Here is a 17,177-nt window from a genome sequence, read left to right on the forward strand (position 1 = left end):
GGGCAGCCATCAATCAGTTCAGACCAGACGCTCGGCTATGCGTCAGACACGCCCGCCGAGCACTGCAAACACGGCACTGGCGCGGGCAACCAACCGGTCGCCGCAGTGGAAAAGGGCCTGCGCAAAGGCCAGCTTGCTGCCCGTGCGCAACCCTTCCGGGGTGATCTCGATCCAGTCGCCTTCTCCGGCAGAGGCGATGAAATCCACCGTCAGGCTGGCTGTGGACATGGCCAGCGCGCCTCCGGTGCCTTCGCCGGGCTCTGCCAGGCAATACCCGAGCGCCGCGTCGGCCAGCGAGGCGACCACTCCGCCGTGCAGGATGCCGCGCCGGTTCAGGTGGTGTGCCAGCACATGAAAGCCCATCACCATCGACGGGCCCATGCCACGCGCATACACCGGCCCGAGCATCGTCAGGAAGGGGCTGGGCCTGGTCAGCGTTTCAAAGCCGGCGGGGACGGTGGGTGCGGTCTGGGCAATCGTCATGCGCCCAGCATAAGCCTTAGCCTACAATAAGAAAAATGAATTTCGTGGATTGCCGTTCATCAATGTCATGCATATTTCCCGCGTCGACCTGAACCTGTTCGTCGTCTTCGATGCCATCTATACGGAAGGCGGCATCACTGCGGCCGCGCGTACGCTCAACCTGACGCAGCCGGCGGTCAGCCACGCGCTGGGCCGGCTGCGTGAGCTGTTCGACGACGCGCTGTTCGAGCGCCGCGGACAAGGCATGGTGCCGACGCCGCTGGCCCGCACGCTCATCGCCGAGGTGCGCACCGCGCTGCAGGGTTTCGAGCGCACCCTGCGCGAGGGCACGCGCTTCGATCCGGCCACCAGTGAACGCCGCTTCACGCTGTCGATGCGCGACGCGCTGGAGGCGACACTGCTGCCGCCGCTCATGGCGGCCATCGCCAAGGAGGCCCCGCGCATCGACCTGACGACCGTGCGTGGAGACCGCCGCCAGCTGGAGGCGGAGCTGCTGGCCGGGACGATCGACGCAGCGGCCGACATCCTGCTGCCCGCATCGCCCGCCATTCGGCATGCGCCGCTGCTGAACGATCCGATGGTGGTGCTGGCGCGCCCCGGCCACCCGGTCACGCAGGGGCCGCTCACGCTGGAGCGCTATCTGGCATGCGAGCACGTGCATGTGTCGTCACGGCGGCGCGGGGCGGGCCTTGAAGATGTGGAATTGCGCCGGCTGGGCCACGAGCGCCGTGTGCGGCTGCGCTGCCAGCACTATCCGGCTGCGTGCCGCGTGGTGAGCTGCACGGACCTGTTGGCCACGCTGCCGGTCCGGTATGCGCGCATTGCCAACGAGCCATATGGCAACGTCATGCTGCCGCTGCCGTTCAACGTGCCGCCGCTGGAGCTCTACCTGTACTGGCACACCAGCAGCGACCAGGACGCAGCCAGCCGCTGGCTACGCGATCATGTCTTCGCCGCGATGGCGGAAGTGGCCCTGGACGATGCCGTCGCCGCTTTTGCCGAGGGGAACGGATAACGCGCGCTGAATTCGGCAAAGCGCGCCGCGAGAAAATCGGCACAGGCGGTCAGCCGCGCCGGGCGATGGCGGCGCGCGAGGCTGACCAGCTGCAGTGGCGTGGGCGCGTGGCTCCAGGCCGGCAGCGCGACTTCCAGCCGGCCGGCGTACACGTCCTGTGCCACATCGAGCCACGATTTGAATGCGAGCCCGCGTCCGGCCACGGCCCAATCGCGCACGACGGCGCCGTCATCGCATTGAAAGTCGCCACGGACATCGACAGGAGCCGGGCCGCTTGCATGGGTGAGCTGCCAGCGCGTCACGGGCTCGCCGTTGCGCAGCATGATGAGGCAGCGGTGGTCGGCCAGATCACTGGGGTGCGCAGGACGGCCGTGCTGGTTGAAATACGAAGGCGCGCCGACGATCACGCGTGGATGCATCGCCATTGGCCGCCGCACCAGCGCCGAGTCCTGCAGATGCCCGTAGCGCAGCGCGAGGTCGAGGTCTTCGCGCATCAGGTCGGCAAGCCGGTCACCGAGCACGAGCGTGATGCGCACGCCAGGGTGTGCGTCGCAGAAGGCGTCGAGCCAAGGGCGCAGGATGTGCCGGCCCAGGTCGGATGTGGCCGCAATGCGGATCGGGCCGGAGAGCTCGGTGCGGTCCTGGCCGAGGCTTTCCGCGCCTTCGTCCAGTGCCTCCAGGGCTTGCCTGGCATACCCCAGATAGCGCTGACCGGCCTCGGTCGGGCGCATGCTGCGCGTGGTGCGTTCGAACAGGCGTGCGCCGAGTTCGGTTTCCACGCGCTTGAGCGCCGCGCTGGCGGTGGCGGGCAGCCAGCCAAGCTGCCGTGCTGCGGCGGACAGGTTGCCGGCATCAGCAATGCGCACCAGCAGGCGCAGGTCGTCGAGGGCGATCATTGTCAAAGCGCGTTTGGAGAATCGTCAAAGCATAGCCAGATTGTCTTGTTTTTGTTTGATGAAAGAATGGCCGCGATCGATTTACGGTCATTGCAAGGAGGCATCCCATGACAGCCGGCAGCGATTGGACATTCGACCACGTGAACTTTCACGTGGCGGGCCCAGGGTCGATCCATTCGCCCATCCTCAAGTTCTTCGAAGACGTGCTTGGCTGGAAGCCTGGGCCGCGCCCGGCGTTTCCGTTTCCCGGGGCGTGGCTGTACCAGGGCGACGATGCGCTGGTGCACCTCGTGGATCGTGAGGGCGATGCCCCCGAGATGGTGTTCTCGCACATCTGCTTCCGCACGCAGCAGGACGCATCGACGGTGCTCGCGAAGGTGCGCGCGAGCGGTCTGCCGTATCAGGTGCGCCGGCACCCGGAGCGCACCGCCGTACAGATCTTCGTGCAGATGCCCGGCGCGGTGATGCTGGAACTGGAAGCCCGCCAGTCCGGCCCGTTGGACGAGGCCCGCGGGTACGCCTGAGCCGTGCGTCAGGCGCCGGCCTGCTGGGCGTACTTCCACCCCAGCTCGGCCATCGGCCGGGCGCGCTTGCCGGCTTCGAGCGCCTGCGCGGAAGACGCCGTGCCGTCCACCACGCGCTTCATGATTCCCTGCAGGATGCCGGCAATGCGGAACATGTTGTAGGCGAGGTAGAAGTTCCAGTCGCCGGTGATGCGGCGGCCGGTGCGTTGTTCGTATTGGCGGATGTAGTCGGCTTCTGTGGGGATGCCCAACGCGGCGAAGTCCAGCCCGGCCACGCCACGGAACTGCCCCGGCTCGATGTGCCAGCTCATGCAGTGGTAGCTGAAATCGGCCAGCGGGTGGCCCAGCGTGGACAGCTCCCAGTCGAGGATGGCCAGCACGCGCGGCTCGGTCGGGTGGAAGATCAGGTTGTCGAGCCGGTAGTCGCCGTGAACGATGCTGGTCACTTCCTGTGCCTCTTGCGGCACGTGGTGCGGCAGCCAGGCGATGAGGTTGTCCATCGCCGGAATCGACTCGGTTTCCGACAGCTTGTACTGCTTGCTCCAGCGTTCGATCTGGCGCGCGAAGTAGTTGCCTGGCTTGCCGTAATCCGCCAGGCCGATGGCGGCGTAGTCCACGGTGTGCAGCGCCGAGATGACGCGGTTCATCTCGTCATAGATGGCGGTGCGCTCGGCCGGCGCCATGCCGGGCAGGGCCTGGTCCCACAGCACGCGGCCCTGCACGAACTCCATGATGTAGAACGCCCGGCCGATCACGGCTTCGTCTTCGCACAGCGCGTACATCTTCGCGACGGGCACATCGGTCTTGGCGAGTGCGTCCATCACGCGGTATTCGCGCTCGATGGCATGTGCAGACGGCAGCAGCTTTGCTTTCGGCCCGGGCTTGGCGCGCATGACGTAGGTGCGCGACGGGGTGATCAGCTTGAAGGTGGGGTTCGACTGGCCGCCCTTGAATTGCTCGACGCTGAGCGGGCCGGTAAAGCCCTGCACATGTTCGCGCATCCACGCTTCGAGCGCGCCGACGTCGAACTTCTGCTGTTCCGCCACCGGGCGTGTGCCTTCGAAGGCCGAGAAATCCTGCTGCTCCGTTTGTGCCATGGGTGTGTCTCCGAATCTTGTTGTGTGTCGAGGAAAGATCAGGTCGGCTGGCGATGGCGCAGGTACTGCTGTAGCAGTACCTCCATCGTCGTCAGCCGCGAGCCGAGGTGTGCGGGCGAGGGCGGCGAGAAATTGCTCATGCGCAGCACCCAGTCGGTTGGGGCGTCGCCCACGTCGAGCACGTTGATGCAGCCGGCGGTCTGCGCGAGGTTGCCGAAGAACACCCGCTCGCCGCCCGTGATGGCATGCGAGAGGATCGCGCGGTTGGTGCCGCCGTGGAGCACGAGCAGGATGGTGTCCCAGTCGGGCAGGGCACGCAGGCGTGCGATGGCCGGGATCACGCGGTCGAGGAATTCACCGACGCTTTCGCCGTTCAGGAAGCGACGGTCTTCATGCACCGTGCCTTCAAACGCACCGATGAAGGCTTGCGCGACTTCATGTTCGGGAATCTCCGCCAGCTTGCCGCCGCGGATTTCCTGCAGCTCGGGCCATGCCTCCAGCGCGATGCCGCGTTCCTGCATCGCGGGCATCTCGGCCAGCACGCGCTGCGCGGTCTCCACGGTGCGCGGCAGGCCGCTGACGATCACGCGGTCGAAGACGATGTTCTCCGCGGCAAGGATCTTCCCCGCAGCGGTGGCCTGGCTGCGGCCGAGTTCGTTGAGCGGTACGGCCTCGGGCGAGGGCACGGGGCGGCCGGTCTCGTCGAAGTACGTCACGGCGCCATGGCGCATCAGATAGACGCGCCGGCGCTTGGGCGTCGGGAAGGGGACCATGCTCAGCGATATTGTGGTTTGCGCTTCTGCAGGAAGGCGGAGATACCTTCGTTGCCATCGGTGTGATGCAGTGCTTCGACAAAGCTGTGCTGCTCGGCTCTCAGGTGGTCGTGCAGCGAGGCGTCTTCCGCATTGGCGATCAGGCCCTTGATGCGACCGACCGCATGCGGCGATTGCGCAGCAAGCTTCTCGGCCAGCACCAGGGCATGGTCGAGCGCCTCGCCGGGTTTGACGACTTCATTGATGATGCCGAAATGCGCGAGCCGTTCCGCGGTCACGGGCTTGCCGAGCATCATGATCTCGCTCGCCAGCGGGCGCGGCAGGAAGCGCGCGATATGCCAGGAGCCTCCGCCATCCGGCGTGAGCGCCACGTTCACATAGGCCATCACGAACTTCGCGTCTGACGCGGCCACCGCAAAGTCGCACGCCAGCACCAGCGAAAAACCCGCGCCCGCTGCCGGGCCTTCCACCGCGGCAATCACCGGCTTCGGGAACGTGCGGATCGTCTCGATCCAGTGGTTGAGTGCGTCGATGCCTTCTTCCTGCACGCTCTTCGGCTTGCTGCGGTTTTCCAGCAGGCGGTTCAGGTTGCCGCCCGCGCAGAACGCGTTGCCCGCGCCGGTAAAGATGATGGCGCGGATCTCGTTGTCGTTGGCGGCGCGGTCCATCGCCTCCATCGACGTGGTGTACATCACCGGGTCGAGCGCGTTGCGCGCGTCGGGATTGGACAACGTCAGCACCAGCGTCGAGCCGATGCGCTTGGAGAGCAATTGCGCGGTCATGGTGGCCTCGTGAGGGTAAGCGGCAATCAGGCGTCAGGCGTAAGCAGCGACATGCCCAGACGCGCACGACGCAACAGCCACGGGCTCGGGCGGTAACGCGGGTCGCCGTAGAGCGTGTAGAGGTTCTGCAGCACCTCCAGGATGGCGGTCGTGCCGAGCGTGTCCCCCAGCGCCAGCGGCCCTTGGGGGTAGCCCAGGCCCAGCGTGACGGCGAGGTCGATGTCGCCCGGCGTGGCAATGCGCTGCTGCGCAATGTCGCACGCAATGTTGACGATGCACGCGACGATGCGTTGTGCGACAAAGCCGCCCGAATCGCGGATCACCGTGACGGGGACGCCGTCGGAAGCCAGCAGGCCGTGCGCGGCATCGCGGTACGCCGCATCGGTGGCGGGCGTGGTCATGAGCGTGCGGCGCTTGGCGGCGGCAAACGGGTAGAGCGTGTCGAGCGCCACGGTGCGCCGTGCGTCGAGCCCTTCGGCCGCCACGCATGCCGTGGCATCGAGGCCGCGCGGCGTGGCGATGATGAGGGCATCGGCTGAAGGTTTGGCACCAGCCTCGGGCGTGACGCCAAGGTCCAGCATCAGGCGTTGCGCGGCGGCGTGGCCGGCCTCGTGCGCGCGGCTGATCCAGACGGAAGACGGGCGCGCAGCCGGCGCGGGCGCTTCGGCAGGCACCTGCTTCTGCCCGTCGGGATATCGGTAGAAGCCTTCGCCGGTCTTGCGGCCGAGGATGCCGCCCGCCAAGCGCACGGCGGTCATCTGCGACGGCCGATAACGCGGTTCGTCATAGAACTGGCGATAGACCGATTCCATCACGGGGTGCGAAACGTCGAGCCCCGTCAGGTCCATCAGCTCGAACGGCCCCATGCGAAAGCCGGCTTGCTCGCGCATGATGGCGTCGATGTCGGCAAAGCCGGCCACACTTTCCTGGGCGATGCGCAGGCCCTCGGTGTTCATGCCGCGGCCGGCGTGGTTGACGATGAAGCCGGGCATGTCGATGCAGCGCACGGCCGTGTGGCCCATGCGCTTGGCCAGCGCGGCGAGGGCATCGCCGGTGGCGGGTGCGCTGCGCAGGCCGGCGATCACTTCCACCACCTTCATCAGCGGCACGGGATTGAAGAAGTGGAACCCCGCCACGCGCTCCGGGTGCTTGCATGCCGCGGCAATCGCGGTGATGGACAGCGAAGACGTGTTTGATGCCAGGATCGCGTCCGGGCGCACGATGTCTTCAAGCTGGCGGAACAGGTCACGCTTGACGTCGAGCTTCTCGACGATGGCCTCGACCACGAGATCGCAGTCGGCCAGATCAGTGAGGGCGGCGGCGGGAACGAGCCGCGCGACGGTGGCGTCGGCTTCCTCCGGCGTCATCTTTCCCTTGGCGGCCAGCTTGGCGAGCGTATCCGCCAGTGCCGTACGCGCCGCTTCCACGGCTTGCGGGTTGGCGTCGAACAGCTTGACGCGCAACCTGGCCTGGGCCGCGATCTGCGCAATGCCACGGCCCATGGCGCCGGTGCCCACAATCCCGAGAGTCTGCATGGAAAACCTGCTGCGATCGAAAGAAGTCTGGCTAAAATAGCACGAGCGTGCGATTTTTGGCATCCGCGCCAACCATGACAGGCCGCACCCATCCACCAAGGAGACTGCTTCACATGCTGACGCTATACGGTTTTTCTGCGAGCAACTACTACAACAAGGTCAAGCTCGCGCTGATGGAGAAGGGCCTCCCGTTCGAGGAATCGCTGCGTTGGCCGGACCAGACCGACGGCGAGATCTCGCCGCTGCACAAGGTGCCGTACCTGGTGGGCGAAGACGGGGGCCTGTGCGAATCGCAGGTCATCATCGACTATCTGGAATCGCGCTATCCGCAGCGCCCGCTGATTCCGGCAGACCCGTTCAAGGCGGCCAAGGTGCGCGAGGTCGTCACCTTCCTCGAGCTGCACCTGGAGTTGGTCGCGCGACAGCTGTATCCCGAAGCGTTCTTCGGCGGCAAGATCAGCGACAACCTGAAGGCGAAAACGCGCGAGCAGCTGCAGAAGAACATTCCGGCGGCGGCCAAGCTGTTCAAGTTCGCGCCGTATGTGGCGGGCGACACGTTCACCATTGCCGACTGCGCGGCCATCATGCATTTCCCGCTGGTGAGCTCCGCCTGCAAGATCATCTACGGCGAAGACCTCCTCGCGCAGATCGAAGGCGTGAAGCCGTACCTGGCGAAGATGACCGAGAACCCGAATGTGCAGAAGGTCAACGCAGACCGCAAGGTCAACACGGAGCAGATGCTGGCGTATTACGCCAGCAAGCGTTGAATGCCCGTTGCGGCGTTACACCTTCGATAGACGCTCCAGCGCCAGTTGGAGCGTTTCGTCTTTCTTGGCAAAGCAAAACCGCACCACGCCTGATTCGTGCGGCTGCGAATAGAACGCCGACACGGGGATCGCCGCCACGCCAATCTCGCTCGTCAGCCACGTGGCGAACTCTGCTTCCGGCAGAGCGGAGATGGCACTGTAGTCCACGCACTGGAAATACGTGCCCTGGCATGGCAGCAGCTTGAATCGCGTCTTCGCAAGACCCGCACGGAACAGATCGCGCTTGTGCTGGTAGAACGCGGGCAGCTCCAGATACGGCCGCGGATCGGCCATGTAGGTCGCCAACCCGTGCTGCACCGGCGTGTTGACGGTGAACACGTTGAACTGATGCACCTTGCGGAACTCCGCCATGAGTGCGGCCGGCGCGGCCACGTAGCCAACCTTCCAGCCCGTCACGTGATACGTCTTGCCGAAGCTCGACACCACGAAAGCGCGACGCGCCAGCTCCGGAATGCGCGCCACCGATGCATGCGGCACGCCGTCGTACACCATGTGCTCGTACACCTCGTCGGAGAGCAGCAGCACGTTGGTCGGGGCGAGGATTTCCGCCAGCTTCCGCATATCGTCCGCATGCCACACAGTGCCTGTCGGATTGTGCGGCGTGTTCAGCATGATCAGGCGCGTGCGCGGTGTGATCGCAGCGGCCAGCGTGTCGAACGGGATGCGGAAGTCCGGCGCGTTCAGCGTGATGGGCACGACCTTGCCGCCCGCCAGCTCGATCGACGGGATGTAACTGTCGTATGTCGGCTCGAACACGATGACTTCATCGCCGGGATGCACGCAGCACAGCACGGTCGTCAGCAGCGCCTGCGTGGCGCCCGCGGTGATGGTGATCTCGCGGTCGGCATCGTACGCGTGGCCGTAGAGCTTGGCGACCTTCGCGGCGATGGCCTGACGCAATGCGGGCACGCCCGTCATCGGCGGGTATTGGTTCAGGCCCGCGCGCATCGCATCGGACACCGCATCGACGATGCGCGGGTCGCAGTCGAAATCCGGGAAGCCCTGGCCGAGGTTGACGGCCTGCTTTTCAGCAGCCAGCGCCGACATCACGGTGAAGATGGTCGTGCCGACATTCGGCAGCCGCGAGGGCAGTGGGGGAAGGGACGCGATGGGCGCGGGCGTTTCAGCGGGGCGTGCGGCAGCGGTGGTCATGACTTCAGCTTGAGCGAGGACTGTCTTACAACTGGACTTCCGAAACAAACTGCTTGGGCGGGAGCACCGCCACGTCGCAATATTTGGCCATGCGCCGCTTGAGCTTAAGCACGGCCTTGTCCTTGGAGACCAGATACGTGGCGCTTGCGGCATCGGCCAGCGCGAGGAATTTCTGGTCGTCGCGATCCTTGCAGCGCGGCACGAACGTTTCGCCGTTTGCGCGGGCCGCTTCCTCTGGGTCTGCCACCGGGCGCGTGACGCGATCGACCCAGGCCAGCGCGGCCTGCGCATCGACGGCGTAGTGCGCGAATTGCGGATAGCCGAGCACGCGTCGCAGTTCCTCGCGGCAGGCCGGGCTGATGATGGCGTCCAGGCGGCCTGCCTCCAGCGCCGCGCGAATGGGGCGCGCAACCGCATCGTCGAAGACGAGAATGTCGACCCAGATGTTGGAGTCCAGCACCACGCGCGGCGCGGCGCAGGGGCGGGCGGGGGCCGAAGGAGCGAGGGCGGCAGCGTCTGCCATTCGATACAATTCAAGACTTGTGAACCGCGATTCTGACATGATCATCGTCCTCTCGCCGGCCAAGTCGCTCGACTACGAGACGCCGCCGCGCATCAAGACCCACACGCTGCCCGATTTCATCGCGCGCTCCGCAGAACTCATCGAAGTGCTTCGCAAGCTGTCGCCCGCCCAGATCGGCACGCTGATGCACATTTCCGACCCGCTGGCCGTGCTCAACGCCACGCGCTATGCCGATTGGTCGCCAGAATTCACCGCCGAGAACAGCAAGCAGGCCGCGCTGGCCTTCGATGGCGACGTGTACGGCGGGCTCGATGCGAATTCGCTGTCGGCCGACGATCTGCAATTTGCGCAGAAGCATCTGCGAATCCTCTCCGGCCTGTATGGCGTGCTGCGCCCGCTCGACTGGATGCAGCCATACCGCCTCGAAATGGGCACGCGCCTGGCCAACCCGCGCGGCAAGGACCTCTACGCTTTCTGGGGCGACGACGTGACGCTCGCCCTCAACGAGCTGTTCAAGGCCGACGACGATCCCGTGCTCGTCAATCTCGCGTCGGAAGAGTATTTCAAGGTGGTGCGGCCCAAGGTGCTCAAGGCGCGCATCGTCACGCCGGTGTTTGAGGACTGGAAGAACGGCCAGTACAAGATCATCTCGTTCTACGCAAAGCGCGCGCGCGGCCTGATGGCGCGTTACGCGATCGAGCACCGCATCACCGATCCGCGCAAGCTCAAGGCGTTCGACGTCGACGGCTATGCCTTTGCCACTGCCGATTCCGACGACGAGCGCTGGGTCTTCCGCCGCAAGCCCACCTGATGACAGGATCCGACATGACTGCCAATCAACCGTACATTTCCAGCGTATTCGACAGCGGCGCCATCGAAATCGTCGATGTCGCCCGCGCCGATGCCATCCGCCTGCGCATTCGCCGCGATTCGCACGCGGATTTCACGCAGTGGTTCCACTTCCGCCTGCAGGGCGTGCAGGGCCAGGCGTGCCAGCTCGCGTTCGAAAATGCGGGCGAATGCACCTATGCGGCGGGTTGGAAGGACTACCAGGCCGTCGCCTCATACGACCGCGAACACTGGTTCCGCGTGCCGACGCGCTATGACGGCAGGACCATGACCATCGAGGTGACGCCCGAGCACGACAGCATCTGGTTTGCCTACTTCGAGCCGTATTCCGATGAGCGTCACCTGTCTCTGGTGGCAGCGGCGCAAACGAAGCCCGGCGTGCGCACGCAGCGCCTGGGCAGCACGGTGCAAGGTCGTGACATGACGTGCATCACCGTCGGCGAGCCAGCGCCCGGCAAGAAGAACGTGTGGATCATCGCCCGCCAGCATCCCGGCGAGACGATGGCCGAGTGGTTCGTGGAAGGTCTGGTCGCCCGCCTCACGCGGCAGGGCGTATGGGGCGGGGATTCAGTGGGCCGACTGCTCACCGAGCGCGCCGTGTTTCACATCGTGCCGAACATGAACCCTGACGGGTCGGCGCTGGGCAACCTGCGCACCAACGCGGCCGGCGCCAACCTGAATCGGGAGTGGATGGAGCCCGACGCCGAGCGCAGTCCTGAAGTCCTGTGCGTGCGCCGGGCCATCGAGGAGACCGGCGTCGACCTGTTCTTCGATATCCACGGCGACGAGGCGCTCCCCTACGTATTCGTGGCTGGCAGTGAAATGCTGCCGGGCTTCACCGATGCCCAGCGTGCCGACCAGGACCGCTTTGTCGCAGCGTTCCTGCGCGCGTCGCCCGACTTCCAGACGCAATACGGCTACGAGGCGAGCAAGTACAACGAAGACGCGCTCAAGCTCGCCTCCAAGTACATCGGCCACACGTACCGGTGCCTGGCGCTGACGCTCGAAATGCCGTTCAAGGACAACGCCAACCTGCCCGACGCGCGCGTCGGCTGGAACGGCGCCCGCAGCGCCGCGTTGGGCGCGGCCATGCTGCAGGCCATCCTCGAATATCTGGGCTGAAGACCAGCGCGGCGCCGCCAGGTGGGCGGCGCGACGCGCTTAGTTGGACGACTTCTTCTTCGTCGTTTTCTTGGTAGCCGACTTGGCAGTGGACTTCGTGGCCGTGGTCGACTTGGTCTTGGCCGTGCTGCCCTTGGTGGCCTTGACCGAGGACTTTGCCGCGCCCTTGCCCTTGGCGGCAGACTTGCCGTGCGACACGGCAGCGTTCGTGCAGCGGTGCCCGCGACGGCAGTGGGTGCGCACCGTCGTGGACGACGGTGCGGCCGCCGGGGCGGCAAACGGCTGGCCATTCGCATCGAGCAGCTCGTACGCGAGCATCATGCCTTCGTCGTAGCCGCAGCGGACTTTGACCGGCTCCCACTGGTCGCTGCCCGTGCCGCGCTTGTGGACGGCGGCGCTGAAGCTCACGACGCTGGAGACCTTGATCGCGCCTTGCTTGCTCGACGAGAAGCGCGAGTCCCACGGTTCAACCTTGGCCTGCCCTTCGGACAGGGCGCCGGTCGGCAGGCGGAACTGGTCGAAGTTCGTCGAGCGCGGGATGATCCAGCTCGCGTGTGCGGCACAGTCGGCCACATCGGGGCGGGCGTTCTCGGATTTGATTAATCGGTCGCGGGTCTGCGCGCGGTATTCGGACAAGCTGATCTTGTCCTTGGGCGGCAGGTTCACTGTGGTGGTGCTCTCGCTGTCAGAGGCGTCGAAGACGATGGGCGGCGTGGTGCGTGCGGGCTGCGGGGCCGGCTTGGCTTGCACGGCCGGTGTGCTCGGCGTCGCGGTGGCGGTCGCCTGTGCCGACGTGTCGGTCGGTTCGGTCTGCAGGTTGGAGCAGGCGGCCAGCAGGGCGACGACGCCGAGACAGAGTAGTTTGGGTCGCAACATCTCGAGTGTTACAGGGGGGTCGGCATGGAAAAACGCCATGATAGAGGAAAGCCCGGGATGAAAGTTCCTGCGGCTTACCCGAATGCGCTCCAGTGCGGCATTCGAGGCGATTTAGCTGTAACAGCGCGTTACGACGTTGCGCTGCCCCCATCACTGCTTGGTGAACAGCCACGCGAGCGACCACTCATCGGTGCGCGCCTCATACCGGATGCCCTTGCGCATTGCCCACGTGGCCAACTGGTGGTGCGACGGGATGATCGCGTAGTCCTGCTGTGCGAAGCGCGTGGCGGTCTTGGCGGCTTGCTCGTGCGCCTGCTCGCTCGACACGGTGGACAGCGACGCCTGCACCAGCTTGTCCAGTTCCGGATTGCTGTAGCGGCCCCAGTTCCACGACCCGTAACCGGTCTGGGGATTAGGCGTGCCGAGAATGCTGCGCAGCGCCACATCCGCCGCCACCGAACCCCAGCCGAGCATCATGAAGGAGAACTCGCCCTGGCGCGCGCGTGAGAAGTACACCGCCACCGGCAGGGTCTCGACCTTGGTCTGGATGCCGATGCGCGTGAGCAGCTGGGCGGTGGTCTGTGCGACCTGTGCGTCGTTCAGATAGCGGTTGTTGGTGGCGTGCAGCGTGAGCCCGAAGCCGTCGGGGTAGCCGGCCTCGGCGAGCAGCTTCTTCGCGCGGTCCGGGTCGTATGCAATCGGTTTGCCTCCCGGGTGGCCGAAGATCTGCGGCGACACAATGCTGGACGCCACCACGCCCTGGCCCTCCAGCACGCGGCTGACGATGGCATCGCGATTGATGGCCAGCGCCACCGCTTCCCGCACGCGGTGGTCCTTGAACGGGTTCTTCGTCAGCGGCTTGCCGGCCTTGTCCGTCACGAACGGCGAGACGTCGCGGCCCTGGTCCATCTGCCAGAAGATGGTACGCCACGACACCTGCTGCTCGAGGTGGAAGTTCGGGTTCTGCTTGATGCGCGGCACGTCGGCAGCGGGCACGGCCTCGACGACATCCACGTCCCCGGAAAGCAGGGCAGCCGTGCGCGCAGCGTTGTCGGTGATGATCTTGAAGGTGACCTTGTCCCACTGCGGCGCGCGGCCCCAGTAGTGCGGGTTCTTCTTCAGCACGATTTCCTGCCCGCGCGTGAAGTGATCGAACAGGAACGGCCCCGTGCCGATCATCGCGCGGCCGGCGTCAAAGTCCGCCTGCGAAGCATTGGCCACCCTCTTGGGAAGGATCGGCAGGCTGTTGAGGTCGTTCGGGATGCTCGCGTAATTCGGAATCGACACCTTCAGCCGCACCGTGAGCGGATCGACGATCTGCACGTCGGTGATCGACTTCGTATAGCTGGTGAACGGGCCCGGGCTGTTGGTCAGGCGTGCCGGCCGTTCGATCGAGGCTTTCACGTCTTCGCCGGTGAAGGGCGTGCCGTCGCTCCACTTCACGTTGGGGCGCAGCTTGATCTCCCACGTGTTGGCGTCGATGGGCTTCCACGACGTGGCCAGGCCCGGCGTGTAGCGGCCGTTCTTGTCCAGGAAGACCAGCGACTCGAAGACGTGCAGCGCCATCGCGTTGTTCGGGCCTGCATTGTTCCACTGCGGGTCCATGGACGTCACGTCGGCGGACAGGCCGATGCGCAGATCGTCGGCCAGGGCGGCAGCGGCGTTGCCAGCCAGTGCGCATGCGGCCAGGCCGCGGATCAGGGCGCGAATGAAGGGGCGATGGGCCATCGGGGAGCTCCTCGGGTTCGGGCGGTGATGCCAGGTGGCGGGTTCGTCATTGTGCCGCAGGCCGCGCAAGCGCGTGCTGCGCAATCCGACAAATCATATGAGCCGGCGTGGCGTAAAAAAAGCCACCCGGAGGTGGCTTGCTTGCATCGGCTTCAGTGGAACAGCGGCTGCTGCGTCGGTGCGTCTTCGGGCATCTCTGCGTGGACGATCTCGGCCGCGCGGTCTGCATAGAGCGGGGCGCCGCAGTCTTCGCAGTATTCGGGCTCGAAGAGCTGGCCGTGGCGGAAGATGTCTTCAATGCCGCATGCGCGCAGTTCGTCGCTGATCTGCTCAAGGGGGCTGCCCGGTTCGCCCTCTGCAGTCAGGTCGGTCGCACCGCCATCGCGGCCATAGACGGGCCAGACAATGCCGTAGATGAGGTCTTTCTCGCCGCGCACGGTGAAGGCCACGCGGTATTCCTCGATCTGCTCCTCGCCAAATGCGCCGATGATCGCGCCGAAGCGGTTGGCCGGCATGTCGAGCGCGCCCTGCAGGTAGTTGACCGCGGCGCGCACCGTGAGCGGGCGGATGCGCTTGTCGGATTCGCGGCACGACAGGAAGAACGCATCCGGCAGCAGCAGCTCGAACTCGCAGCCGGGCATCAGGGTGGAGACGGTCGGCGTGACTTGCTGGCGCCATTGCTCGAGGCATGCGGAGCGCTCGGCGTGGTGTTCCTTGGCGTCTTCCTGCCAGCGGAACAGCGGCTGGCCGTGCTGCGCCACGACGATGGCCAGCAGATAGCGCGGGTCTGCAAGGATCGGTGCGGTTTCGGGCATGTCGCGCAGATCGACCTTGGGCGGCTGACCCGACAGCGCATAGGCGGTCAGTTTGTGCGTCAGCGCAAAGGTATCGGAATGCGTGCGCGGCAGCTGGTCGATGCTGTACAGGTAGGGCGCCAGCGCCACGCGGGCGTTCGACGCCATCACGTGCGCCTGGAGGTGCACCTGCAGGGTCTGCGCCAGTTCCGGCTTGATGGCGCCGGAGGGAATGACGTAGCGCGTATGCGCGAGGATGGGCGCCGCGATGAGCAGCGCGTCATACTCGACGCCGCCTGAGCTCACCACCGCCGATTCGGCCAACGTTTCGGCCTGCTCGGCCAGCACGTCGGAAGCCTCTTCGTTGTGCTTGAAAAGATGATCGAGTGCGGCGTCGAGCGCCGTCTGGCTGCCGTTCTTGAGCAGCCGCGAAAGACGTTCGGACAGCCGTTGTTCCCAATACACGTCTTCGATGCGACTGCCCGATGCGTCGAGCGCAAGCGCGTCGGCCACAAGCCGTTCTGCATCGGGGGAAAGACGTTGGGGGGCCTTGGAGCGGAATCCTGCCATGCTGTGCCGTACCGGTCGTTGGAAGAATGAAGGGGCGTTATTTTACCCTCGGACGCCACCGTACGATGCCTATCGGTGAAACCCTTACGACGAAAACGTCAGGGTTTGGCGGTGGGTACCGAGGCGCCAGCTGCGACGTTGCCGCTCGCTGCGGGCGCCGAAGCGGCGGCCGGCTCCGAGGCAGCCGGCGTACTTGCCGGTGCTGCCGGTGCTTCGGCCGCGGATGCAGCGGGGGGCGCCAGGGGCGGCGGCGCTGGGACAGGGGCAACTGCTACGGCGGGCGCGGCCGCAGCCGGTGTCTGCGCGTCGGTCTGGGGGGCCTTGAACAGGATATAGAAGACGGCGGCTGCCACGACGATGAGGGCAAGTACCACTTGGGCCATGGGTGCGGGACTCCAGCAGGGAAACGGTCAGGCGGCGGAGGGGGCCTCGGCGCCGCGGGGCAATCATGCCGCGCGGCCTAATCGGCACACTGTACCAAAGCATGCGCGCCGGGTGGGACATCGTCACCTTGTTTGATAGGCCAATGTCAAGTCCTGATATAGGTTGACACTCAGTTCAGCCACTAGACGCGCGATGCACCGCATCGGGCGTTTTGTATTTCAGGGCCTGATGCGGCCGCTCATGGTTGTAGATGTGCACGGACTGGGCCACTAGGCGCTCGGCCTGCTGCAGATCGGCGGGGCGGCTGAGCAAGGACTGGCCCTTGAGGATTCCGTTGACCCGCTCGGCCAGGGCGTTCTGATAGCAGTCGTAGCCGTCGGTCATTGAGCATGTCAGGCCGTGCCGTTTGTGGATGCGCTGATACTCGCTCGAGCAATATTGGATGCCGCGATCCGAGTGGTGCACCAGCTGCTGCTTGGTCTGGCGCGTCTTGAGCGCCATCTTCAGTGCTCGGCTGACCGACTCGGCATGCAGGCTCTCGTGCACGTGGTAGCCGACGATCTTGCGTGAGTACGCGTCCGTCACCAGGCTCAGGTACGCGCAGCGTCCTGCAGTCGGCAAGTACGTGATGTCGGTCACCCAGACCTGCTCCGGGCCTGTGGGGTCGACTTGGTTCGGACCTTCCTTGAGCAGGTTCGGGTGCCGCCGGAAACGGTGGTGGCTGTGTAGTCTTGTGATACGCCCGTTGTTGGAGAACCAGCAGGCGCGCGGCACGCAGCAGGACGAACAACCGGTCACGCCCGAGTGCGATGCCCGCCTGCGTCGGTTCAGGCGCGAGCAGGTGGTGCAGCTTGCGCGTACCCAGGCGCGGCTGGCGCAGGCGCACGTGCCGCACCAGCGTGGTGACCTGCTCGACCTGGGCGCTGCGGGTGCGCTCGCGCGCGCAGCGCTTGTAGTACGCCTGGCGGCTGATGCCGATGTATCGGCAGGCCCGCTCGACACTCAGCCCTTGGACAGCACCGTCGAGCGACCCTGGATTGCGTACCGCTGCTGCGCCTGCTTGTAGCTCAGTTCGCCTCTTTCGACCTGCTCCACGACCGACAGCGTAAAAGCCAGACTGTAGTCCCGCTGCGTTCGCTTCTTTGCCCCTTGCATCTTGACTCTCCTTGCTCCACCAGGAAAAAGTGTCAACCTTATTCAGGACGGGTCAGCCAACAAAAAAAGCCGTTCAGCGCATACTGAACGGC

At 65.6% G+C, this 17,177-nt stretch carries 17 protein-coding genes and 1 pseudogene; 5 read left to right on the forward strand and 13 right to left on the reverse strand.

Annotation, left to right across the window (positions count from 1 at the left end; translation table 11 throughout):
- Positions 1–42: 42 nt before the first annotated feature.
- The gene (locus TK49_RS10295) at positions 43–483 is read right to left on the reverse strand and encodes a PaaI family thioesterase (protein ID WP_045786602.1); all 441 of its coding nucleotides are present in this window, start codon (positions 481–483) and stop codon (positions 43–45) included.
- A gap of 67 nt (positions 484–550) precedes the next feature.
- On the opposite strand from TK49_RS10295, the gene TK49_RS10300 reads away from it, so the two are divergent.
- Positions 551–1,498 (forward strand): LysR family transcriptional regulator, encoded by a 948-nt coding sequence (locus TK49_RS10300; protein ID WP_045787836.1) that lies wholly within the window; start codon positions 551–553, stop codon positions 1,496–1,498.
- Here the strand turns inward: TK49_RS10300 and TK49_RS10305 are convergent.
- Positions 1,426–2,394, reverse strand: a complete 969-nt coding sequence (locus TK49_RS10305; RefSeq protein WP_045786603.1) for a LysR family transcriptional regulator — start codon at positions 2,392–2,394, stop codon at positions 1,426–1,428. The genes TK49_RS10300 and TK49_RS10305 overlap by 73 nt on opposite strands.
- A 107-nt stretch (positions 2,395–2,501) precedes the next feature.
- On the opposite strand from TK49_RS10305, the gene TK49_RS10310 reads away from it, so the two are divergent.
- The gene (locus tag TK49_RS10310) at positions 2,502–2,918 is read left to right on the forward strand and encodes a VOC family protein (RefSeq protein ID WP_045786604.1); all 417 of its coding nucleotides are present in this window, start codon (positions 2,502–2,504) and stop codon (positions 2,916–2,918) included.
- Positions 2,919–2,926: 8 nt separating this feature from the next.
- On the opposite strand, the gene TK49_RS10315 is transcribed toward TK49_RS10310, so the two are convergent.
- The 4 genes from TK49_RS10315 to TK49_RS10330 are packed head-to-tail and all read right to left on the reverse strand — an operon-like array spanning position 2,927 to position 7,105.
- Complete coding sequence (locus tag TK49_RS10315; protein ID WP_045786605.1) at positions 2,927–4,015, reverse strand: phosphotransferase; 1,089 nt, start codon at positions 4,013–4,015, stop codon at positions 2,927–2,929.
- A 38-nt stretch (positions 4,016–4,053) separates the two neighbouring features.
- Complete coding sequence (locus TK49_RS10320) at positions 4,054–4,788, reverse strand: histidine phosphatase family protein (protein WP_045786606.1); 735 nt, start codon at positions 4,786–4,788, stop codon at positions 4,054–4,056.
- A 2-nt stretch (positions 4,789–4,790) separates the two neighbouring features.
- Positions 4,791–5,570 carry an oxepin-CoA hydrolase, alternative type gene (locus TK49_RS10325; protein ID WP_045786607.1) on the reverse strand — a complete coding sequence of 260 codons (780 nt, stop codon included), beginning with the start codon at positions 5,568–5,570 and terminating at the stop codon, positions 4,791–4,793.
- Positions 5,571–5,596: 26 nt separating this feature from the next.
- Entirely contained in the window at positions 5,597–7,105 is a 1,509-nt protein-coding gene (locus TK49_RS10330) for a 3-hydroxyacyl-CoA dehydrogenase (RefSeq protein WP_045786608.1), read from the reverse strand.
- A gap of 113 nt (positions 7,106–7,218) precedes the next feature.
- Between TK49_RS10330 and TK49_RS10335 the strand changes: the two genes are divergently transcribed.
- A complete protein-coding gene (locus tag TK49_RS10335) occupies positions 7,219–7,872 on the forward strand; it encodes a glutathione S-transferase (protein ID WP_045786609.1) in 654 nt (217 codons plus the stop codon).
- A gap of 15 nt (positions 7,873–7,887) precedes the next feature.
- Here the strand turns inward: TK49_RS10335 and TK49_RS10340 are convergent, their stop codons facing one another.
- A complete protein-coding gene (locus TK49_RS10340) occupies positions 7,888–9,084 on the reverse strand; it encodes a pyridoxal phosphate-dependent aminotransferase (RefSeq protein WP_045786610.1) in 1,197 nt (398 codons plus the stop codon).
- A 25-nt stretch (positions 9,085–9,109) separates the two neighbouring features.
- Positions 9,110–9,607 (reverse strand): putative toxin-antitoxin system toxin component, PIN family, encoded by a 498-nt coding sequence (locus TK49_RS10345; RefSeq protein ID WP_045786611.1) that lies wholly within the window; start codon positions 9,605–9,607, stop codon positions 9,110–9,112.
- 37 nt (positions 9,608–9,644) lie between these two features.
- Between TK49_RS10345 and yaaA the strand changes: the two genes are divergently transcribed.
- Both yaaA and TK49_RS10355 read left to right on the forward strand, forming a co-directional pair.
- Positions 9,645–10,418, forward strand: coding sequence for a peroxide stress protein YaaA (gene yaaA, locus TK49_RS10350; RefSeq protein ID WP_045787837.1), 774 nt, complete (start codon positions 9,645–9,647; stop codon positions 10,416–10,418).
- Between the two features lie 14 nt (positions 10,419–10,432).
- Positions 10,433–11,578 (forward strand): M14 family metallopeptidase, encoded by a 1,146-nt coding sequence (locus TK49_RS10355; protein WP_045786612.1) that lies wholly within the window; start codon positions 10,433–10,435, stop codon positions 11,576–11,578.
- Positions 11,579–11,617: 39 nt separating this feature from the next.
- On the opposite strand, the gene TK49_RS10360 is transcribed toward TK49_RS10355, so the two are convergent.
- The 5 genes and pseudogenes from TK49_RS10360 to TK49_RS10375 all read right to left on the reverse strand — a co-directional run bounded on the left by TK49_RS10360 (position 11,618) and on the right by TK49_RS10375 (position 17,085).
- Complete coding sequence (locus tag TK49_RS10360; protein WP_045786613.1) at positions 11,618–12,454, reverse strand: BspC domain-containing protein; 837 nt, start codon at positions 12,452–12,454, stop codon at positions 11,618–11,620.
- Positions 12,455–12,604: 150 nt separating this feature from the next.
- The gene (locus TK49_RS10365) at positions 12,605–14,182 is read right to left on the reverse strand and encodes an ABC transporter substrate-binding protein (protein WP_045786614.1); all 1,578 of its coding nucleotides are present in this window, start codon (positions 14,180–14,182) and stop codon (positions 12,605–12,607) included.
- Positions 14,183–14,334: 152 nt separating this feature from the next.
- Positions 14,335–15,546, reverse strand: a complete 1,212-nt coding sequence (locus TK49_RS10370) for a DUF2863 family protein (protein ID WP_045786615.1) — start codon at positions 15,544–15,546, stop codon at positions 14,335–14,337.
- A gap of 98 nt (positions 15,547–15,644) precedes the next feature.
- Positions 15,645–15,929 carry a hypothetical protein gene (locus tag TK49_RS24140; protein WP_082076304.1) on the reverse strand — a complete coding sequence of 95 codons (285 nt, stop codon included), beginning with the start codon at positions 15,927–15,929 and terminating at the stop codon, positions 15,645–15,647.
- A 175-nt stretch (positions 15,930–16,104) separates the two neighbouring features.
- A pseudogene (locus tag TK49_RS10375) lies at positions 16,105–17,085 on the reverse strand (IS3 family transposase).
- Between the last annotated feature and the right edge of the window lie 92 nt (positions 17,086–17,177).

Origin of the sequence: Ralstonia mannitolilytica (assembly GCF_000954135.1) — a bacterium.
GTDB classification, from domain to species: Bacteria; Pseudomonadota; Gammaproteobacteria; order Burkholderiales; family Burkholderiaceae; genus Ralstonia; species Ralstonia mannitolilytica.

What these genes read in the sequence shown, in the direction of transcription:
- TK49_RS10295 (WP_045786602.1), bottom strand. Translation starts at nt 483, where the DNA reads ATGACGATTGCCCAGACCGCACCCACCGTCCCCGCCGGCTTTGAAACG.
- TK49_RS10300 (WP_045787836.1), top strand. Translation starts at nt 551, where the DNA reads ATGCATATTTCCCGCGTCGACCTGAACCTGTTCGTCGTCTTCGATGCC.
- TK49_RS10305 (WP_045786603.1), bottom strand. Translation starts at nt 2,394, where the DNA reads ATGATCGCCCTCGACGACCTGCGCCTGCTGGTGCGCATTGCTGATGCC.
- TK49_RS10310 (WP_045786604.1), top strand. Translation starts at nt 2,502, where the DNA reads ATGACAGCCGGCAGCGATTGGACATTCGACCACGTGAACTTTCACGTG.
- TK49_RS10315 (WP_045786605.1), bottom strand. Translation starts at nt 4,015, where the DNA reads ATGGCACAAACGGAGCAGCAGGATTTCTCGGCCTTCGAAGGCACACGC.
- TK49_RS10320 (WP_045786606.1), bottom strand. Translation starts at nt 4,788, where the DNA reads ATGGTCCCCTTCCCGACGCCCAAGCGCCGGCGCGTCTATCTGATGCGC.
- TK49_RS10325 (WP_045786607.1), bottom strand. Translation starts at nt 5,570, where the DNA reads ATGACCGCGCAATTGCTCTCCAAGCGCATCGGCTCGACGCTGGTGCTG.
- TK49_RS10330 (WP_045786608.1), bottom strand. Translation starts at nt 7,105, where the DNA reads ATGCAGACTCTCGGGATTGTGGGCACCGGCGCCATGGGCCGTGGCATT.
- TK49_RS10335 (WP_045786609.1), top strand. Translation starts at nt 7,219, where the DNA reads ATGCTGACGCTATACGGTTTTTCTGCGAGCAACTACTACAACAAGGTC.
- TK49_RS10340 (WP_045786610.1), bottom strand. Translation starts at nt 9,084, where the DNA reads ATGACCACCGCTGCCGCACGCCCCGCTGAAACGCCCGCGCCCATCGCG.
- TK49_RS10345 (WP_045786611.1), bottom strand. Translation starts at nt 9,607, where the DNA reads ATGGCAGACGCTGCCGCCCTCGCTCCTTCGGCCCCCGCCCGCCCCTGC.
- yaaA (WP_045787837.1), top strand. Translation starts at nt 9,645, where the DNA reads ATGATCATCGTCCTCTCGCCGGCCAAGTCGCTCGACTACGAGACGCCG.
- TK49_RS10355 (WP_045786612.1), top strand. Translation starts at nt 10,433, where the DNA reads ATGACTGCCAATCAACCGTACATTTCCAGCGTATTCGACAGCGGCGCC.
- TK49_RS10360 (WP_045786613.1), bottom strand. Translation starts at nt 12,454, where the DNA reads ATGTTGCGACCCAAACTACTCTGTCTCGGCGTCGTCGCCCTGCTGGCC.
- TK49_RS10365 (WP_045786614.1), bottom strand. Translation starts at nt 14,182, where the DNA reads ATGGCCCATCGCCCCTTCATTCGCGCCCTGATCCGCGGCCTGGCCGCA.
- TK49_RS10370 (WP_045786615.1), bottom strand. Translation starts at nt 15,546, where the DNA reads ATGGCAGGATTCCGCTCCAAGGCCCCCCAACGTCTTTCCCCCGATGCA.
- TK49_RS24140 (WP_082076304.1), bottom strand. Translation starts at nt 15,929, where the DNA reads ATGGCCCAAGTGGTACTTGCCCTCATCGTCGTGGCAGCCGCCGTCTTC.